17 protein-coding genes are annotated in these 19,436 nt (G+C 66.6%); 6 read left to right on the top strand and 11 right to left on the bottom strand.

Features of this window, described 5'->3' with window-relative positions; genetic code table 11:
• Positions 1–29: 29 nt before the first annotated feature.
• From ccoP (AC3B6A_RS17040) to ccoN (AC3B6A_RS17005), 8 genes are all read right to left on the bottom strand, one after another.
• Complete coding sequence (gene ccoP / locus AC3B6A_RS17040) at positions 30–995, bottom strand: cytochrome-c oxidase, cbb3-type subunit III (RefSeq protein WP_488398388.1); 966 nt, start codon at positions 993–995, stop codon at positions 30–32.
• The gene (locus AC3B6A_RS17035; protein WP_488403624.1) at positions 992–1,183 is read right to left on the bottom strand and encodes a cbb3-type cytochrome oxidase subunit 3; all 192 of its coding nucleotides are present in this window, start codon (positions 1,181–1,183) and stop codon (positions 992–994) included. The genes ccoP (AC3B6A_RS17040) and AC3B6A_RS17035 overlap by 4 nt, the downstream gene beginning before the upstream one ends.
• 5 nt (positions 1,184–1,188) lie before the next feature.
• Positions 1,189–1,797, bottom strand: a complete 609-nt coding sequence (gene ccoO, locus AC3B6A_RS17030; RefSeq protein WP_488398387.1) for a cytochrome-c oxidase, cbb3-type subunit II — start codon at positions 1,795–1,797, stop codon at positions 1,189–1,191.
• A complete protein-coding gene (ccoN, locus tag AC3B6A_RS17025) occupies positions 1,797–3,239 on the bottom strand; it encodes a cytochrome-c oxidase, cbb3-type subunit I (RefSeq protein WP_488398386.1) in 1,443 nt (480 codons plus the stop codon). Before ccoN (AC3B6A_RS17025) ends, ccoO (AC3B6A_RS17030) begins: the two co-directional genes overlap by 1 nt.
• Before the next feature lie 335 nt (positions 3,240–3,574).
• Complete coding sequence (ccoP, locus tag AC3B6A_RS17020; RefSeq protein WP_488398385.1) at positions 3,575–4,498, bottom strand: cytochrome-c oxidase, cbb3-type subunit III; 924 nt, start codon at positions 4,496–4,498, stop codon at positions 3,575–3,577.
• Positions 4,495–4,686, bottom strand: coding sequence for a cbb3-type cytochrome oxidase subunit 3 (locus tag AC3B6A_RS17015; RefSeq protein ID WP_152228188.1), 192 nt, complete (start codon positions 4,684–4,686; stop codon positions 4,495–4,497). Before AC3B6A_RS17015 ends, ccoP (AC3B6A_RS17020) begins: the two co-directional genes overlap by 4 nt.
• 5 nt (positions 4,687–4,691) lie before the next feature.
• A complete protein-coding gene (ccoO, locus tag AC3B6A_RS17010) occupies positions 4,692–5,300 on the bottom strand; it encodes a cytochrome-c oxidase, cbb3-type subunit II (protein WP_488398384.1) in 609 nt (202 codons plus the stop codon).
• Between the two features lie 10 nt (positions 5,301–5,310).
• Complete coding sequence (ccoN, locus tag AC3B6A_RS17005; RefSeq protein ID WP_488398383.1) at positions 5,311–6,735, bottom strand: cytochrome-c oxidase, cbb3-type subunit I; 1,425 nt, start codon at positions 6,733–6,735, stop codon at positions 5,311–5,313.
• 113 nt (positions 6,736–6,848) lie between these two features.
• Here ccoN (AC3B6A_RS17005) and AC3B6A_RS17000 point away from each other — a divergent pair, with 113 nt between their 5' ends.
• Entirely contained in the window at positions 6,849–7,547 is a 699-nt protein-coding gene (locus AC3B6A_RS17000; protein WP_488398382.1) for an alpha/beta family hydrolase, read from the top strand.
• 6 nt (positions 7,548–7,553) lie between these two features.
• Here AC3B6A_RS17000 and AC3B6A_RS16995 read toward each other — a convergent pair whose 3' ends face one another.
• Entirely contained in the window at positions 7,554–8,030 is a 477-nt protein-coding gene (locus tag AC3B6A_RS16995) for an Lrp/AsnC family transcriptional regulator (RefSeq protein ID WP_488398381.1), read from the bottom strand.
• Positions 8,031–8,264: 234 nt separating this feature from the next.
• On the opposite strand from AC3B6A_RS16995, the gene kynU reads away from it, so the two are divergent.
• The 3 genes from kynU (at position 8,265) to AC3B6A_RS16980 (ending at position 12,353) form a co-directional block, all read left to right on the top strand.
• Positions 8,265–9,515, top strand: a complete 1,251-nt coding sequence (gene kynU, locus AC3B6A_RS16990) for a kynureninase (protein WP_488398380.1) — start codon at positions 8,265–8,267, stop codon at positions 9,513–9,515.
• Positions 9,516–9,599: 84 nt separating this feature from the next.
• Positions 9,600–10,913: an OprD family porin gene (locus tag AC3B6A_RS16985; protein WP_488398379.1), complete on the top strand. Its 1,314-nt coding sequence runs from the start codon at positions 9,600–9,602 to the stop codon at positions 10,911–10,913.
• Positions 10,914–10,946: 33 nt separating this feature from the next.
• Positions 10,947–12,353 carry an amino acid permease gene (locus AC3B6A_RS16980; protein WP_488398378.1) on the top strand — a complete coding sequence of 469 codons (1,407 nt, stop codon included), beginning with the start codon at positions 10,947–10,949 and terminating at the stop codon, positions 12,351–12,353.
• A 61-nt stretch (positions 12,354–12,414) separates the two neighbouring features.
• Here the strand turns inward: AC3B6A_RS16980 and aer are convergent, their stop codons facing one another.
• Both aer and acnA read right to left on the bottom strand, forming a co-directional pair.
• Positions 12,415–13,980 carry a methyl-accepting chemotaxis protein Aer gene (gene aer / locus AC3B6A_RS16975; RefSeq protein WP_488398377.1) on the bottom strand — a complete coding sequence of 522 codons (1,566 nt, stop codon included), beginning with the start codon at positions 13,978–13,980 and terminating at the stop codon, positions 12,415–12,417.
• A 192-nt stretch (positions 13,981–14,172) separates the two neighbouring features.
• Positions 14,173–16,905, bottom strand: a complete 2,733-nt coding sequence (acnA, locus tag AC3B6A_RS16970; RefSeq protein ID WP_488398376.1) for an aconitate hydratase AcnA — start codon at positions 16,903–16,905, stop codon at positions 14,173–14,175.
• Positions 16,906–17,140: 235 nt separating this feature from the next.
• Here acnA and rlmM point away from each other — a divergent pair, with 235 nt between their 5' ends.
• Complete coding sequence (gene rlmM / locus AC3B6A_RS16965; RefSeq protein WP_488398375.1) at positions 17,141–18,208, top strand: 23S rRNA (cytidine(2498)-2'-O)-methyltransferase RlmM; 1,068 nt, start codon at positions 17,141–17,143, stop codon at positions 18,206–18,208.
• A gap of 100 nt (positions 18,209–18,308) precedes the next feature.
• Positions 18,309–19,187: a MaoC family dehydratase gene (locus AC3B6A_RS16960; RefSeq protein WP_488398374.1), complete on the top strand. Its 879-nt coding sequence runs from the start codon at positions 18,309–18,311 to the stop codon at positions 19,185–19,187.
• Positions 19,188–19,436: the final 249 nt, after the last annotated feature.

Below are 19,436 nucleotides of genomic sequence, written 5' to 3'. Positions count from 1 at the left end.
TGTCGCTTGTGGAGCAGGGGAGAGGAGGCTTATTCGGCGCTCTTCTCACCTTCACCATGGGACAAGCTGTACACGTAGGCAGCCAGCAGATGGACCTGGTCCTTGCCCAGACGCTCCAGTTGGGCCGGCATCTGGCCCTGGTGGCCGTAGCGGATGGTCTGCTGCAGCTGGGCGAAGCTCGAGCCATAGATGAAGGCAGCCGGGTGGGTCAGGTTCGGCGCGCCCATGGCGGCAGTACCCTTGCCTTCCGGACCGTGGCAAGCCACGCAGTTGGTCTGGAAGATCTTCTGGCCGTTGGCGACCTGTTCGTCCGACACGCCTTCGGGCAGTTTGCGGCCGTTCAGCTTGGTGGTGACGAAGGCGGCCACGTCGTGAACGCCGGCGTCGCCGATGACATCGCCCCAGGCCGGCATGGCCGCGTGGCGACCGCCTTCGATGGTGGCGATGATGTCCTTCGGCTCGCCACCCCAGCGCCAGTCGGCGTCGGTCAGGTTCGGGAAGCCATAGGCGCCCTTGGCGTCGGAGCCGTGGCAGACCGAGCAGTTGGAGGCGAACAGGCGGTTACCCATTTTCAGGGCCTGCTCGTCCTTGGCCACTTCCTCGATCGGCATGGCGCCGAACTTGGCGAAGATCGGACCGTACTTCTCGTCCGCCTTGGCCATTTCCTTTTCCCACTGGTGCACGCCGGTCCAGCCAGCCTGGCTGTCGGCGAACTCGGCCTTGTCCTGGTAACCCGGCAGGATGCCTTTCCAGTTACCCAGGCCCGGGTAGAGGAGCAGGTAGCCCACGGCGAAGACGAGGGTGCCCACGAACATCATGAACCACCACTTCGGCAGCGGGTTGTCGTACTCCTCGATGCCATCGAAGGAGTGGCCGACGGTTTCTTCGGTGGCTTCGCTACGCTGGCCGCGACGGGTTGCGAACAGCAGCCACGTCAGGGCGATGATGGTGCCCAGGGAAAGTACGGTGACGTACAGACTCCAGAAGGTTGTCATTCTTTGTTGCTCCTAGAAGCTTGCTCTTGCTCGACGTGCTTTTTGGCGACCGGGTCATCCGCGAAAGGTAGCAGCGCGTCCTCGTCGAAACGCTGCTTGCGCTTGCCGCTGTAGGCCCAGAGCAGAACGCCGACGAAGGCGACCATCACGATGACGGTGCCAATGCCGCGAATTGTCCCGATATCCATCACCGTCACCGTTTGCTCTTGATGATGGTGCCGAGGCCTTGCAGGTAGGCGACGACAGCGTCCATCTCGGTCTTGCCTTTGACGGCATCACGGGCACCGGCGATGTCATCGTCGGTGTAGGGCACGCCCAGGGTACGCAGGGCTTCCATCTTCTTCGCCGTGTCCTTGCCGTCGAGCTTGTTCTCCACCAGCCAGGGGTAGGACGGCATCTTCGACTCAGGCACCACGTTGCGCGGGTTGTACAGGTGCGCGCGGTGCCAGTCGTCCGAGTAGCGGCCGCCGACGCGGGCCAGGTCCGGGCCGGTACGCTTGGAACCCCACAGGAACGGGTGATCCCAGACGCTTTCGCCGGCGACGGAGTAGTGGCCGTAGCGCTCGGTCTCGGCGCGGAACGGACGGATCATCTGCGAGTGGCAGCCGACGCAGCCTTCGCGGATGTAGATGTCACGGCCTTCGAGTTCCAGCGCGGTGCGCGGCTTCATGCCTTCCACCGGGGTGTTGGTCACGTCCTGGAAGAACAGCGGGACGATCTGGGTAAGACCGCCGATGCTCACGGCGATGGTCATGAAGAAGGCCAGCAGGCCGATATTCTTCTCGACTATTTCGTGCTTCATCAGTGGGCTCCTACAGCGGGAATCTGAGCGGCGGCATCGGCTTCAGCCTGCTTGTAACCGCGCACGGTACGGAAGGTGTTGTAGGCCATCAGCAGCATGCCGCTGGCGAAGAAGGCACCGCCCAGCGCGCGGACGATGAAGCCCGGGTGGCTGGCCTGCAGGGCTTCCACGAAGGAGTAGGTGAGGGTGCCGTCGGCGTTGACCGCGCGCCACATCAGACCCTGGGTGATGCCGTTGACCCACATCGAGGAGATGTACAGCACGGTACCGATGGTAGCCAGCCAGAAGTGGGCGTTGATCAGGCCGATGCTGTGCATCTGCTCGCGACCGTAGACCTTCGGGATCAGGTGGTACAGGGAGCCGATGGAAACCATGGCGACCCAGCCCAGGGCACCGGCGTGTACGTGGCCGATGGTCCAGTCGGTGTAGTGCGACAGGGAGTTGACGGTCTTGATGGCCATCATCGGGCCTTCGAAGGTGGACATGCCGTAGAAGGCCAGGGAGACCACCAGGAAGCGCAGGATCGGGTCGTTGCGCAGCTTATGCCAGGCACCGGAGAGGGTCATCATGCCGTTGATCATGCCGCCCCAGCTCGGAGCCAGCAGGATCAGGGACATCACCATGCCCAGGCTCTGCGCCCAGTCCGGCAGCGCGGTGTAGTGCAGGTGGTGCGGGCCGGCCCAGATGTACAGGGTGATCAGTGCCCAGAAGTGCACGATGGACAGGCGATAGGAGTAGATCGGACGCTCCGCCTGCTTGGGTACGAAGTAGTACATCATGCCGAGGAAGCCGGTGGTCAGGAAGAAGCCCACGGCGTTGTGGCCGTACCACCATTGGATCATTGCATCGGTCGCGCCGGCGTACAGCGAGTACGACTTGAAGGCGGTTACCGGGATTTCCATGCTGTTGACGATGTGCAGCATGGCGGTCACCAGGATGAAGCCACCGTAGAACCAGTTGCCCACATAAATGTGCTTGGTCTTGCGCTTCATGATGGTGCCGAAGAACACGGCGGCGTAGGTGACCCAGACGATGGCCAGCAGGATGTCGATCGGCCATTCCAGCTCGGCGTACTCCTTGGAGGAGGTGTAGCCCAGCGGCAGGGTGATGCCGGCCAGCACGATCACGGCTTGCCAACCCCAGAAGGTGAAGGCGGCGAGGGTGTCAGAAATCAGGCGGGCCTGGCAGGTACGTTGTACGACGTAATAGGAGGTAGCGAACAGAGCGCAGCCGCCGAAGGCGAAGATCACCAGGTTGGTGTGCAGCGGACGCAAACGCCCGAAGCTGGTCCAGGGGAGGTCGAGGTTCAGTTGGGGCCAAACCAACTGTGAGGCGATGTAAACACCGAGCCCCATTCCAAGTATCCCCCAGACCACCGTCATGATGGCGAACTGGCGGACGACCTTATAGTTATAAGCAGTCGGACTTATTGCTGTGCTCATTCTAAGGTTCCACGGTTTTTGAGTATTTATGGACAAAAAAACGGCGGCAAGTATGGAGAAAGCAGGTAGGCAATGCAACGCGCCAGGCCTGGGACCAAAGTCGGTTCCATGCCTGCTTCAGAGCGCCTTTGGCCGTTGTTTTCCGCCCCTTTCGAGTCGCCCGTACCAACCTGGGAAGTGGGTCAGGTTAGTGATCTTGCAGGTTTGCGAATGGAGACCAGCTTAGACGCGAACTTTGGGGGTGTGAAGGAAGAGGGGGAGTGCGGTGCGACACTTCGTCGCGCGAGGAGGGAAACTCGCGCCCCGTGAAGGGCGCGAGTGGTAGAGCGGTGTACTTACTTCGACTGACCGGAGATGTTGTAGATGTAGGCAGCCAGGATATGCACCTTGTCTTTACCCAGGTACTGCTCCTGCGCCGGCATCTGGCCCTGGTGGCCGTAGCGGATGGTCTGCTGCAGTTGCGCGTAGCTCGAGCCGTAGATGAAGGCGGTCGGATGAGTCAGGTCCGGCGCGCCCATCAGCACGTTGCCCTTGCCTTCCGGGCCGTGGCAGGCGACGCAGTTGGTGGCGAACACCTTGCTGCCGTTGTCGACCTGCTCCTCGGTCACGCCTTCGGGCAGCTTGCGGCCGTTCAGCCTGGCGGTGACGAAGGCGGCTACGTCGCGAACGCCGGCGTCGCCGATGACTTCGCCCCAGGCCGGCATGGCTGCATGGCGGCCGCCGAGGATGGTGGTCTCGATGCTCTTGGCGTCACCGCCCCAGCGCCAGTCGGCGTCGGTCAGGTTCGGGAAGCCGAGCGCACCCTTGGCGTCGGAGCCGTGGCAGATGGAGCAGTAGGTGGCGAACAGGCGCTCGCCCATCTTCATGGCTTGCGCGTCCTTGGCGACATCTTCCACGGGCATCGCAGCGTATTTGGCGAAGATCGGGCCATATTTTTCCTTGGCCAGGTCTTCTTCGCGCTGCCACTGCTTGTCCTGGGTCCAGCCGCCGTCGTAGCCCGGCAGGATGCCTTTCCAGTTGCCCAGGCCCGGGTAGAGCACCAGGTAGCCGGCGGCGAAGATGATGGTGCCGACGAACAGCATGAACCACCACTTCGGCAGCGGGTTGTCATACTCCTCGATGCCGTCGAAGGCATGGCCCATGGTCTGGTCGGTGGTGTTCGCGGATTGTCCGCTGCGGGTGGCGAAGACCAGCCACAGCAGGGCGACCAGCGTGCCCAGTGTTAGAACGGTGATGTACAGACTCCAGAAGGTAGTCATGCGTTGTTGCTCCTAGAAGCTTGCTCTTGCTCAGCGTGCCGCTTGGCGACCGGGTCATCCGCGAAAGGCAGCAGCGCGTCCTCGTCGAAACGCTGCTTGCGCTTGCCGCTGTAGGCCCAGAGCAGAACGCCGACGAAGGCGACCATCACGATGACGGTGCCGAGGCCGCGAATGGTCCCGATATCCAATGCTGTCACCGCTTGTTCTTGATGGAGGTGCCGAGGACCTGCAGGTACGCGACCACCGCGTCCATTTCGGTCTTCCCTTTGACGGCGTCGCTGGCGCCGGCGATGTCTTCGTCGGTGTAGGGCACGCCCATGGTGCGCATCACTTCCAGTTTCTTCGCCGTGTCCTTGCCGTCGAGCTTGTTCTCCACCAGCCAGGGGTAGGCGGGCATCTTCGACTCAGGCACCACGTTGCGCGGGTTGTACAGGTGCGCGCGGTGCCAGTCGTCCGAGTAGCGGCTGCCGACGCGGGCCAGGTCCGGGCCGGTACGCTTGGAACCCCACAGGAACGGGTGGTCCCAGACGCTTTCGCCGGCGACGGAGTAGTGGCCGTAGCGCTCGGTCTCGGCGCGGAACGGGCGGATCATCTGCGAGTGGCAGCCGACGCAACCCTCGCGGATGTACACGTCACGGCCTTCCAGTTGCAGGGCGGTGTAGGGCTTCATGCCTTCCACCGGGGTGTTGGTGACGTCCTGGAAGAACAGCGGAACGATCTGGGTCAGGCCGCCGATGCTCACGGCCAGCGCCATGCACAGCGCCAGCAGGCCGACGTTTTTCTCGAGTACTTCGTGTTTCATGTCGGTCTCCTCAGGCCATCTGCGCCGCGGCTTGCATTTCAGCCGGCTTGGCGGCCGCTACGGTGCGGTAGGTGTTGTAGGCCATGACCAGCATGCCCATCAGGAACACCGCGCCGCCCACCATCCGCACGACGAAGCCCGGATGGCCGGCGGCCAGCGCTTCGACGAAGGAGTAGGTGAGGGTGCCGTCGGCGTTGACCGCGCGCCACATCAGGCCCTGGGTGATGCCGTTGACCCACATGGAGGCGATGTACAGCACGGTGCCGATGGTGGCCAGCCAGAAGTGGGTGTTGATCAGGCCGACGCTGTGCATCTGCTCGCGGCCGAAGACCTTCGGGATCAGGTGGTACAGGGAGCCGATGGAAACCATGGCGACCCAGCCCAGGGCGCCGGCGTGTACGTGGCCGATGGTCCAGTCGGTGTAGTGGGAGAGCGCGTTGACGGTCTTGATGGCCATCATCGGGCCTTCGAAGGTGGACATGCCGTAGAAGGCCAGGGAGACCACCAGGAAGCGCAGGATCGGGTCGGTGCGCAGCTTATGCCAGGCGCCGGAGAGGGTCATCATGCCGTTGATCATGCCGCCCCAGCTCGGAGCCAGCAGGATCAGCGACATCACCATGCCCAGGCTCTGCGCCCAGTCCGGCAGCGCGGTGTAGTGCAGGTGGTGCGGACCGGCCCAGATGTACACGGCGATCAGTGCCCAGAAGTGCACGATGGACAGCCGGTAGGAGTACACCGGACGCTCGGCCTGCTTGGGTACGAAGTAGTACATCATCCCCAGGAAGCCGGCGGTCAGGAAGAAGCCCACGGCGTTGTGGCCGTACCACCACTGGATCATGGCGTCGGTCGCGCCCGAGTACAGCGAGTAGGACTTGGTCAGGCTGACCGGGACTTCCATGTTGTTGACCACGTGCAGGATGGCCACGGTCAGGATGAAGCCGCCGAAGAACCAGTTGCCCACATAGATGTGCTTGGTCTTGCGCTTGACCAGGGTGCCGAAGAACACCACGGCGTAGGCGACCCAGACGATGGTGATCAGGATGTCGATCGGCCATTCCAGCTCGGCGTACTCCTTGGAGGAAGTCAGGCCCAGCGGCAGGCTGATGGCAGCCAGCAGGATCACCAGCTGCCAACCCCAGAAGGTGAAGGAAGCGAGGGTGTCGGAGAACAGGCGGGTCTGGCAGGTGCGCTGCACAGCGTAATAGCTGGTAGCGAACAGTGCGCAGCCGCCGAAGGCGAAGATCACGGCGTTGGTGTGCAGCGGACGCAAGCGTCCGAAACTGGTCCACGGCAAGCCTAGGTTGAGTTCCGGCCACACCAGTTGCGCCGCGATCAGGACACCGACGGTCATGCCGACGATCCCCCAGACCACTGTCATAATGGCGAACTGGCGGACCACCTTATAGTTATAAGCGGTCTGATTGGTTGTGCTCATTTATGGGCTTCCATCCACGGTTATGGGCTAGGCCCATCCCGGCAGGTTTTTTACGGCAGATGCCGCCCCTCCCCCTTGGGATAGGTACTAATTAGGTATTAGCGGAGCAAAGGATGGATAAAGGCCCTTTCCGGAATATTGATTCCGATCAATTACCGCCTGAGACCCCTGTCGCGGGCGCCTGCGGTGCTTTGTCGCTGCTGCGGAACCCTGCTTGCGCCGAGCTGTCGGCTACGCTGGTCCTCGCCCATGGCGCTGGCGCGCCGATGGACAGTCCGTTCATGGACGGCATCGCCCGGCGCCTGGCGGCGCGCGGCATCGCCGTGCTGCGTTTCGAGTTCCCCTACATGGCGCTGCGCCGGGAGGACGGCCGCCGGCGTCCGCCGAATCCGCAGAAGCAGTTGCTGGAGTGCTGGCGCGCGGTGCATGCGCAGGTGCGTGCCGAGGTGCCTGGCAAGCTGGCCATCGGCGGCAAGTCCATGGGCGGGCGCATGGCCAGCCTGTTGACCGATGAACTGGGCGCCGATGCGCTGGTCTGCCTCGGCTACCCCTTCTACGCCGCCGGCAAGCCGGAGAAGCCGCGCGTGGCGCATCTGGCGGAACTGCGCACGCCGACGCTGATCGTGCAGGGCGAGCGCGATGCCCTCGGCGACCGCGGCCACGTCGCCGACTACCTGCTGTCGCCGGCCATCCAGGTGCACTGGCTGATCGCCGCCGACCACGACCTCAAGCCGCTGAAGGCCTCCGGGCTGACCCACGAGCAGCACCTGGACAGCGCCGCAGCCGCCGTGGCCGCCTTCCTCGCCGGTTGAGCCGGCCTAGCGGCGTGCCGCCAGCAGGTCGAGCACGCCGCCGCCTTCCTTGATGGTCTGCAGGATGATTTCCGAGCGGATGTCGGTCACGCCGTTGGCGCGGTTCAGGCGGTTGACGATGAAGTCGGAGAACTGCTTGAGGTTGCGCGCCTGCACCCGCAGCACGTAGTTGCTGTGCCCGGTGACGATGTAGGCACTGACCACCTCGGGCCAGTCCTGCACCTGCTGCACGAAGCGGTCGTGCCAGCCTTCCTGATCCTGGCGCATGGAGACATGCACCAGGGCCTCCAGCTCGATCCCCAGGCGCTCGGCATCCAGCAGCGGGCGGTAGCCGCGGACGATGCCTTGTTCCTCCAGGTTGCGCAGGCGCCGCAGGCAGGCGGACGGCGAGAGCGCGACCTTCTCCGCCAGCTCCTGGTTGCTGATGCGGCCGTTCTGTTGCAGGCAGAGCAGGATGCGCAGGTCGGTGCTGTCGAGGGTCAATTGAATAATCTTCTGTTTATTCGTCAGTAACGAAATTATCTGCGAGTGAATGACGCTTTAGCGCTGAAGATAGCACGAAACTGCACAAGCCTTTGCAGCATGATTTTCTCACTTGCCGAGGAGGTCATGCCCGACCACGGCGTCCTGTGAGACGGCTCTCCCGCCCAAGTTCACCCATTCCGATGCCAGCCCGGCGCATGCCGCGCTGCGTCGCTTCTCGAACCAGGAGCCGACATGACGACCAGAGAAGACTGCCTGACCCTTGACGCCCGCGACCCGTTGGCCGCGCTGCGCGACGAATTCGCCCTGCCCGAGGGTGTGATCTACCTGGATGGCAACTCCCTTGGCGCCCGCCCCGTGGCCGCGCTGGAACGGGCCCGCCAGGTGCTCGCGCAGGAGTGGGGCGAAGGCCTCATCGGCAGCTGGAACAGCGCTGGCTGGCGCGCGCTGCCGGAGCGCCTGGGCGACCGGCTGGCGAGCCTGATCGGTGCCGGCGAAGACGAGGTGGTGATCACCGACACCACCTCCATCAACCTGTTCAAGGTGCTGGTGGCGGCCCTGCGCGTGCAGGGCCAGCGCGATCCGTCGCGCAAGGTGATCGTCACCGAACGCAGCAACTTCCCCACCGACATCTACATGGTCGAGGGCCTGGCCGACATGCTGCAGCAGGGCTACAGCCTGCGCCTGGTGGACAGCCCGGAGGAGCTGCCGGCAGCCATCGGCGCCGACACCGCGGTGGTGCTGCTGACCCAGGTGAACTACCGGACCGGCCACCTGCACGACATGGCCGCGCTCACCGCGCTGGTTCACGAGTGCGGCGCGTTGGCCATCTGGGACCTGTGCCATTCGGTCGGCGCCGTCCCGGTGGACCTCAAGGCGGCCGGCGCCGACTACGCCATCGGCTGCACCTACAAGTACCTCAATGGCGGCCCCGGCTCGCCGGCCTTCGTCTGGGTCTCGCCGGCCCTGCGCGAGCTGGTCTGGCAGCCGCTGTCCGGCTGGTGGGGACATGCCCGCCAGTTCGGCATGGAACCGGCCTACGAGCCGGCACCGGGCATCGGCCGCTACCTCTGCGGGACCCAGCCGATCACCTCCCTGGCCCTGGTCGAATGCGGCCTGGACACCTTCGCCAGAACCGACATGCAGGCCCTGCGCAGGAAGTCCCTGGCCCTCACCGACCTCTTCATCGAGCGCGTCCAGGCCCGCTGCGCGGCCCACCCGCTGACCCTGCTGACGCCGCTGGAGCACGCCCGGCGCGGCAGCCACGTCAGCTTCGAGCACCCCGAGGGCTACGCGGTGGTGCAGGCGCTGATCGAGCGTGGCGTCGTCAGCGACTACCGCGAGCCGCGCATCATGCGCTTCGGCTTCACCCCGCTGTACACCCGCTACAGCGACGCCTGGGACGCCGCGGAAGCCCTCGGCGAGGTGCTCGACAGCGGTGAGTGGCGCCAGGAGCGCTTCATGGCGCGCAAACGGGTGACCTGAGCCACCCCGGCAAGGCCTGCCGGGCGCTACCCCTCCGGGTAGCGCCCCACTTCGACCCATAACGACAACAAAAGGTTGAACCCGATGAAGCTGACCCCCTTGGCGGCCTGCCCGCTGCTGCTCGGCATCCTGAGCCCCCCTTCGCTGGCCGGGGAGGCCGCCGGTGGTGTTCTCGAAGACAGTCACCTGCTGCTCACCCAGCGCAACTTCTACTTCCACCGCAACCTGCTGAACAATCCGGGCGGCCAGAACTACCGCGAGGAGTGGGCCCACGGCATGCAGCTGGACTACCGCTCCGGCTACACCCGGGGCACCGTCGGCCTCGGCGTGGACGCCTACGCCAGACTGGGCCTGAAGCTCGACAGCAGCCGCGCCCGCACCGGTACCGACCTGCTGCCAATGAATTCCCGGGGCGAGCCCGAGGACGCGTTCTCCGACGCCGGGGCGGCGCTGAAGCTGCGCCTTTCCCGCAGCGAACTCCAGTACGGCAGCCAGGCGCCGCTGAACCCGGTGTTCGGCACCGGCAACGCGCGGCTCTTCACCCCCATGCCCCTGGGCTTTTCCCTGAACAGCCGGGAGGTCGACGACCTGCTGCTGGAGGCCGGCCACTTCACCGCTGCCACCGACGGCAACTCCAGCAACGGCGACGGCGCGCTCAAGGCCTTCTACGCCCAGGTGGAGACCCGCCGGGTGGATTACGCCGGTTTCAACTGGACGCCTGCGGACGGCGCCCGGCTTTCCCTCTATGGCTCGCGCTTCGCCGACATCTGGCAGCAGTACTACGCCGGCGCCGGACAGCGCCTGGAGCTGGGGGAGGGGCGCTCCCTGGACCTGGACTTCAACCTTTACCGCACCCGCGACCAGGGCCGGCGGCTGGCGGGGGAGATCGACAACACCACCTGGTCGCTGTCGGCCCGCTACAGCCAGGGCCCCCACGCCCTGACCCTGGCCTACCAGCGCGTGCACGGCGACGAGCCCTTCGACTACCTGGGCTTCGACCGCCAGCAGGGCGCCTCGATCTTCCTCGCCAACGCGGTGCAGGTGGTGGACTTCAACGCCCCCAACGAACGCTCCTGGCAACTGCGCTACGACCTCGACATGGCCGCCTTCGGCGTGCCCGGGCTGAGCTTCATGAGCCGCTATGTCAGCGGCGATCACATCGACGACAGCCACTACCAGGGTGGGCCCGACGGCGCCTACGGACGCTACGGCGACGACGGCAAACGCTGGGAGCGGGATATCGAACTGCGCTACGTGGTGCAGTCCGGCGCCGCCCGCGACCTGTCGGTGCGCCTGCGCCAGGCCAGCCTGCGCTCAAGTGCCCAGGTGGCCCGCGCCGACACCGCCGACAACAACGAACTGCGGGTGATCGTCGACTACCCGCTGCAACTGCTCTGACGCCTTCCATAACGACAAGACCAGAGGCACACGATGAACGACAAGACCGGATTCGCCGCCATCGCGGCACGCGAGCAGGGCCTCAAGCGCCAGCTCACCTCGGCGCAGATGAGCATGATCGCCATCGGTGGCGCCATCGGCACCGGGCTCTTCATGGGCAGCAGCTTCGCCATCGGCTTCGCCGGCCCGGGTGTGCTGCTCAGCTACGCCATCGGCGCGGTCATCGCGCTGCTGCTGATGGGCTGCCTGGCGGAGATGACCGTGGCCCATCCCACCTCCGGCTCCTTCGGCGCCTACGCCGAGTTCTACGTCGGCCCGCTGGCCGGCTTCCTGGTGCGCTACGCCTACTGGGCGTCCATCGTCCTGGCGGTGGGCACCGAGGTCACGGCCATCGCGCTGTACATGAAGTACTGGTTCCCCGACGTGGCCGGCTGGGTGTGGATCCTGCTGTTCTCCGCGGCGCTGATCCTGACCAACGCCATCAGCGTCAAGGCCTTCGGCCACTTCGAGTACGCCTTCTCGGCGATCAAGATCAGCGCCATCCTCGCCTTCATCCTGCTCGGCGCCTGGCTGGTGTTCGGTGGCACGCATCCGCAGTACGGCTTCCAGCACTACGTCGCGCATGGCGGCTTCCTGCCCAGGGGGCTGTCGGGCGTGTGGGTCGCGGTGATCATCGCGCTCTTCAGCTACCTGAGCATCGAGATGATCGCGGTGGCCGCCGGCGAGGCCGAGGACCCCGAGCGCGCGGTGAAGCACGCCTTCCGCGTGACCCTGGTGCGCCTGCTGGTGTTCTACATCCTGACCCTGGCGCTGGTCCTCGCCATCCTGCCCTGGAACCAGGCGGGGCAGGGCGCGCTGAGCCCCTTTGTCAGCGTCATGCAGCAGGTGGGCATTCCCGGCGCCACCGGGCTGATCAACTTCGTCATCCTGGTGGCCGCGCTGTCGGCGATGAACAGCCAGCTCTACACCACCACGCGGATGATGTTCAGCCTGTCGCGCGCCGGCCACGCGCCGAAGGCCATGGGCCGGCTGAGCCGTGCCGGGGTGCCGCTGAACGCCCTGGGGCTGTCCTGCACCGGCATCGCCCTGGCGACCCTGGTCAACCTGGCGTTCCCCGAACAGTCCTTCATGCTGATGATGGCCATCTCGATCTTCGGCTCGCTGTTCGCCTGGATGATGATCTTCCTCACCCACTTCCGCTTCCGCCGCTACCACCAGCGCCGCGGCGGGTTGCAGCTGTCGTTCCGCATGTGGGGTTTCCCCTGGACGACGCTGCTGGGGCTGGGGCTCATGCTGGCGATCCTGCTGACCACCGCCTTCGTCGACGCCTTCCGCATGACCCTGGTGTTCGGCGTGCCGTTCCTGGCGCTGCTGACGGCCGGCTACTGGCTGCTTGTGCGCAAGCCCGCGCCGGCCGCGGAGCGCGTGGAGTCGCTGTAACGCCCGGCCCCGGGGATTCGTGGCACGCCCGTACGGGCCCGTGCGCGAATCCCCGGCGCGATCAGCGGTTGAACCGCTCCACCAGCGAATACTGGCGCTGCGCGGTCTGGGTCAGTTCCTCGCTGAGCAGGACGGTGCGCTGGGCCTCGCCGGAGGTCTGGTCGGCGAGGTTGGCGATGGTGCTGATGTTGCGGTTGATCTCCTCGGCCACCGCGCTCTGCTCCTCGGCAGCGGCGGCGATCTGGGTGGTCATCTCGGCGATGTTGGCCACCGCGTCGCTGATGCCCACCAGCGCGTCGTCGGCGCGCAGCACGCGCTCCACGCCCTCGTCGGCCTGGCGGCGGCCGGCTTCCATGGCGCGCACGGTTTCGCTGGCGGTGTGCTGCAGGTTGGCGATCAGCTGGTGGATCTGCCCGGTGGACTCGGTGGTGCGCTGGGCCAGCGAGCGGACCTCGTCGGCCACCACGGCGAAGCCCCGGCCCATCTCGCCGGCGCGGGCGGCCTCGATGGCGGCGTTGAGGGCCAGCAGGTTGGTCTGGTCGGCGATACCCTTGATCACGTCCACCACGCCGCCGATCTGCTCGCTGTCGCGGGCCAGCTGGCTCACCGCCTCGCCGGTCTCGCCGACGGAGTCGGACAGGCGCTGCATGGCTTCGCGGGTCTGCGCGGCGATCTCCCGGCCCTCGGTGGTCAGGTCGTTCGCCTGGCGGGTGGCGTCGGCGGTGCGCTGCACGTTGTCGGCGACCTCCTGGGTGGTGGCGGCCATCTGGTTGACCGCCGTGGCCACCTGTTCGGTCTCCTGGCGCTGGCGGTCCAGCCCGGCGGAGCTGTGATGCGCCAGGGCGTCGGCCTGGCGCGCCTGTTCGGTCAGGTATTCGGCGGTGTCCTGCAGGCGGGTCAGGCAGGTCTTCATGCGCGCCTCCTGGCTGAGGATGGACATCTCCAGCCGCGCCTGGGCGCCACGGCTGTCGGTGTACATCTGCGCGATCAGCGGGTCGGAGGTGGTCTGCTCGGCCAGGCGCAGCAGGCGCTTGATGCCGCGCTGCTGCCAGCCGAGGCCGGCAAGGCCCAGCGGAATCGAGAGCAGGGCGGCGAGCAGGAAGCCCCAGGAGGAGTTCAGCCAGACGCCGATGAGGAAGGCGATCTGGCCGATCAGGATGAACGGCAGCCAGTCCAGCAGCACCGGCAGCCAGCGGTCGCGCCTCGGGATGGCCGGCTTGCCGGCGTTGATCCGCGCATACAGCGCCTCGGCGCGGCGCACCTGCTCGGCGCTGGGTTTCACCCGCACCGACTCGTAGCCGACGATCTGCTCACGTTCGTAGACGGGCGTGACGTAGGCGTTGACCCAGTAGTGATCGCCGTTCCGGCAGCGGTTCTTGACGATGCCCATCCACGGCCGGCCGGTCTTCAGGGTGGTCCACATGTGCGCGAACACCGCCGGCGGCACGTCCGGGTGGCGCACCAGGTTGTGCGGCGCGCCGACCAGTTCCTCGCGGGAGAAGCCGCTGATGGCGGTGAAGGCGTCGTTGGCGTAGGTGATCACGCCGCGGGCGTCGGTGGTGGAGATCAGGCGCTGGTCGGCGGGGAAGGTGCGTTCACGCTGGGTGATCGGCTGGTTGTTGCGCATGGGGGAGGGGTTCCACAGCAGAAGCAAATCGATTGATCGGGTTATCGGCCGCCGGCTCACCAAGTTGATGGTTGTTTCAGAAAAATGTCAGGACAGTGGCGCCAAGGAACTGGACGATAGCACGAGGCCATCAGTCACGGGATTGGCCGAAAGTCCTGCTGCGGCCCGTTGCGGGCCGCAGCAGGGGCGGGCTCAGATCAGGCTGCGCAGCACGTAGTGGAGGATGCCGCCGGCCTTGAAGTACTCGACTTCGTTCTGGGTATCGATGCGGCAGAGCACCTCGAAGCTGTCGCGGCCGCCGTCCTCGCGCTGCACCTCGACCTTGAGGTTCATGTGCGGCTTCAGCTCGCCGGACAGCCCGCCGATGCTCAGCACTTCCCGGCCGGTGAGCTTCAGCGCCTTGCGCTCCTGGCCGTCCTTGAACTGCAGCGGCAGCACGCCCATGCCCACCAGGTTGGAGCGGTGGATGCGCTCGAAGCTCTCGGCGATCACCGCCTTCACGCCCAGCAGGTTGGTGCCCTTGGCCGCCCAGTCGCGAGAGGAACCGGTGCCGTATTCCTTGCCGGCGACGATCACCAGCGGCGTGCCGTCCTGCTGGTAGCGCATGGCCGCGTCGTAGATCGCCAGCGTGTCGCCGCTGGGCACATGCAGCGTGTTGCCGCCTTCCTCGCCGCCGAGCATCTCGTTCCTGATGCGGATGTTGGCGAAGGTGCCGCGCATCATCACCTCATGGTTCCCGCGCCGCGAGCCATAGGAGTTGAAGTCGACGTAGGCCACGCCGTGCTCGCTGAGGTAGCGGCCGGCCGGGCTGTCCTTCTTGATGTTGCCGGCGGGGGAGATGTGGTCGGTGGTCACCGAGTCGCCCAGCACGGCGAGGATGCGGGCGCCCTGGATGTCCCCGACCTTCGGCGGCGCCTCGGCGATGTGCTCGAAGAAGGGCGGGTGCTGGATGTAGGTGGAGTCGTCGTGCCAGGTGTAGGTCTTGGCGTCCGGCACCTGGATCGCGCGCCACTTCTCGTCGCCCTGGAAGACTTCGGCGTACTCCTTGTGGAACATCGCCGTGTCCACTTTCTGGATCGCTTCGGCGATTTCCTTCTGGGTCGGCCAGATGTCCTTCAGGTAGACCGGCTGGCCATCCTTGCCGGTGCCCAGCGGGTCCCTGGTCAGGTCGGTGCGCACGGTGCCGGCCAGGGCGTAGGCCACCACCAGCGGCGGCGAGGCCAGCCAGTTGGTCTTCACCAGCGGATGCACGCGGCCCTCGAAGTTTCGGTTGCCGGAAAGCACCGAGGCCACCGTCAGGTCGGCCTGCTGGACGGCTTTCTCGATGGGCTCCAGCAACGGGCCGGAGTTGCCGATGCAGGTGGTGCAGCCGTAGCCCACCAGGTCGAAGCCCAGTTCGTCCAGGTAGCGGGTCAGGCCGGCGGCGCGGAAGTAGTCGGTGACCACCTTGGAGCCGGGCGCCAGCGAGCTCTTCACCCAGGGCTTGCGCTGCAGGCCCTTCTCCAGCGCCTTCTTCGCCAGCAGGCCGGCGGCCATCATCACGCTGGGGTTGGAGGTGTTGGTGCAGGAGGTGATGGCGGCGATCACCACGGCGCCGTTCTTCAGCCGGTAGGTGTGGCCGTCGTGCTGGTAGTCGATCTCCCCGGACGGCGTCGAGGCCCCCACCGCGGCCCCGCCGCCGCCCTCGCTGAGCAGCCGGCCCTCCTCGGTGGAGGCGGGCATGATCTGCAGGCCGAGGAAGTCGTCGAAGGCCTGGCTGACGTGGCCGAGGGCGACGCGGTCCTGCGGGCGCTTGGGCCCGGCGAGGCTGGCCTCGACGTCGCCCAGGTCCAGCTGCAGGGTGTCGGTGAACACCGGCTCGTGGCCCTTCTCGCGCCACAGGCCCTGGGCCTTGCAATAGGCCTCCACCAACTGGACCGCGTCATCCGGGCGGCCGGACAGGCGCAGGTAGCCCAGGGTGATCTCGTCCACCGGGAAGAAGCCGCAGGTGGCGCCGTATTCCGGGGCCATGTTGGCGATGGTGGCGCGGTCGGCCAGCGGCAGGTCGGCCAGGCCGTCGCCGTAGAATTCGACGAACTTCCCGACCACGCCCTTCTTGCGCAGCATCTGGGTCACCGTCAGCACCAGGTCGGTGGCGGTGATGCCTTCCTTCAGCTTGCCGGTGAGCTTGAAGCCGATCACCTCGGGAATCAGCATCGACACCGGCTGGCCGAGCATCGCCGCCTCGGCCTCGATGCCGCCGACGCCCCAGCCGAGCACGCCGAGGCCGTTGATCATGGTGGTGTGCGAGTCGGTGCCGACCAGGGTGTCGGGGAAGGCGTAGGTGCGGCCGTCCTCGTCCTTGGTCCAGACGGTGCGCCCCAGGTATTCCAGGTTGACCTGGTGGCAGATGCCGGTGCCCGGCGGCACCACGCGGAAGTTGTCGAAGGCGTTCTGCCCCCAGCGCAGGAAGGCGTAGCGCTCGCCGTTGCGCTGCATCTCGATCTCGACGTTCTGGGCGAAGGCGGACTGGCTGGCGAACTTGTCGACCATCACCGAGTGGTCGATGACCAGGTCGACCGGGGACAGCGGGTTGATCTTCTGCGGATCGCCACCAGCCCTGGCCATGGCGTCGCGCATGGCGGCGAGGTCGACCACCGCCGGCACGCCGGTGAAGTCCTGCATCAGCACCCGCGCGGGGCGGTACTGGATCTCGCGTTCGGAACTGCGGGTGTTCAGCCAGCCGGCCAGGGCCTTGAGGTCGTCGCCGGTGACGGTGTTGTCGTCTTCCCAGCGCAGCAGGTTTTCCAGCAGCACTTTCAGGGACATCGGCAGCTTGCCCAGGTCCCCCAGGCGCTTCGCCGCTTCGGGCAGGCTGTAATAGTGATAGGTCTTGCCGGCGACCTCCAGGGTGCGCAGGCTGTTCAGGCTATCCACGGCGGGCATGACATTCTCCTCGGGCTTGGATCGGCAGCGGGCCGCCGATGCAGGGTAATCACCGGCGCCAGGCGGCGGGCGGTGCACCAGATCACTCAAGCTAGACCGCACTGCGGGGTCTTGCCATCTGTTCTGGACCGGCCGCCCGCTGCTGGGGTTCCTGCCGCGTGAAGGCGGATTCCTGCGAATCTGCATGAAACCTTCGCGGGCAGCCTCTATAGTGCGCGGCCGAGGAGACGCCCCGATGAATACCCTGTTACTGCATTGCCGCCCGGGCTTCGAGAACGAGGTCTGCGCCGAACTGTCCGAGCATGCCGCGCGCCTGGAAATCCCCGGCTACGCGCGGGCCAAGCCGTCCAGCGCCTACGCCGAGTTCATCTGCACGGAGACCGATGGCGCCGAGCGCCTGATGCGCCAGCTGCGCTTTGCCGAGCTGATCTTCCCGCGCCAGTGGGCGCGCGGCGCGGGCTTCACCGCGCTGCCGGAGCAGGACCGCATCGGCGTGCTGCTCGACGCCCTGGCCGGCTTCCCAGTGTGCGGCAGCCTCTGGCTGGAGGTGTTCGACACCAACGAGGGCAAGGAACTCTCGACCTTCTGCCGCAAGTTCGAAAAGCCCCTGCGCGCCGCCCTGGCCAAGGCCGGCAGGCTGGTGGACGACCCGGGCCTGCCGCGCCTGCTGCTGACCTTCCGCTCCGGCCGCGAGGTGTTCGTCGGCCTGGCCGAGCCGCGCAACAGCGCCATGTGGCCGATGGGCATCCCGCGCCTGAAGTTCCCCCGCGAGGCGCCGAGCCGCTCGACCCTCAAGCTGGAGGAGGCCTGGCACCACTTCATCCCGCGCGCCGACTGGGACCGCCGCCTGGCGCCGGGCATGCTCGCCGTGGACCTGGGCGCCTCTCCCGGCGGCTGGACCTGGCAACTGGTCAACCGCGAGATGCGCGTCACCGCCGTGGACAACGGGCCGATGGCGGAAAACCTGATCTACTCCGGACTGGTCGATCACCAGCGCGTCGACGGCTACGCCTTCCGCCCGCGCCAGCGCATGGACTGGATGGTCTGCGACATCGTCGAGAAGCCCGCGCGCACCGGCGCCATGATGGAAACCTGGATCGGCGAGGGCCTGTGCCGCGAGGCCATCGTCAACCTCAAGCTGCCGATGAAGCAGCGCTACGCCGAGGTGCGGCGCATCCTCGACCGCCTGCACGAAGCCTTCCGCGAGCGCGGCCTGAAGGTGCAGGTCGGCTGCAAGCAGCTCTACCACGACCGCGAGGAAGTGACCTGCCACCTGCGCCGCCTGGAGAAGGGCGAGCGCTAGCGACCCGCAGCGGCCCGCCAGCGGCACCCGACCTTTGGCGGCTTGTCGCGCCGCCCGGCATTGCCCATGCTAGGCGGCGCGAATTCATCCGGAGCCGTCCGTGAAGCGAAAGTTGCCCTCCCTGCTGGGCAGTTACAGCCGCATGCTGCTGCCGCGCCGTGGCCTTGGCCGCGATGAGCGCGTTCCCTACCTGGCGATGGACAGCCGCACCCTGCATTTCGACCTGCGCCACCTGCGCGCCTACCGCCAGCACTTCGGCCTCGACCCGGCGCTGGGCGTGCCGCTGCTCTATCCGCAGGTGATCAGCCTGCCGCTGCACCTGCGCCTGCTCAGCCGCTCGCGCATGCCGCTGTCGGTGCTCGGGCTGATCCACCTGCGCAGCCACATCCAGCGCTACCGCCTGCTCGACGAGCACGAGCCGCTGCAGTTCGACTGCCGCATCCTCACCAGCCGGCGCAGCGCGCTGGGGCTGGAGGTGGACGTGCAGACCGAGGCCTGGCACCACGACATGCTCTACTGGCAATCGATCACCACCTACCTGCGCCGCGGCGACTTCCTCGACCCCGGGGCCGAGCCTGACCCGCTGCCGGAACGCGCCCAGTGGCGCGACCTGGACGCGCCGGTCCATGCCGGCGTGCAATGGCGCGTACCGAAGATCGTCGGCTGGCGTTACGCCGGCCTGAGCGGCGACTTCAACCCCCTGCACCTGTCGCGCCTGATGGCCTCCCGCTACGGCTTCGGCAAACCCTTCGCCCACGGCATGTGGGGGCTGGCGCGCAGCCTGACCGGCCGCCGCCTGGCCGACCAGGTACGCCTGGACGCGCACTTCAAGGCGCCGCTGCCGCTGGGCAGCCAGGTGCGGCAGAGCTACCGCCGCCTGGGCGAGAAGGAACAGTGGGCGCTGCTGCCCGCCGAGGGCGACGGCCTGCCGATGCTGCTGGCGCAACTGGACGAAGCGCCGGACGGGCCGTTGCGCTGACCGACCCGACGAGCGCCGAGGCCCACCTGCCTGTAGGAGCGGAGCTTCTCCGCGATGCTTTTTGTACGGTGGATAACGCCGCGCGTTATCCACCACTCTTTGTGACCGGTGTTTCCGCTCCGCTTTGGCGTGCGCTGGGAGATTTGGTTTCGCCCTCCCGGGCGAGTCCCTTTTGGCGTCCCAAAAGGAACCAAAAGGACCCGTCCCGACATCCGGGTCTTCGCTTCGCTCAGACTTCCCTCGCTCCGG

It is taken from the genome of Pseudomonas sp. B12(2026), assembly GCF_057767015.1.
This window is presented reverse-complemented; position numbering and strand designations above follow the sequence as displayed.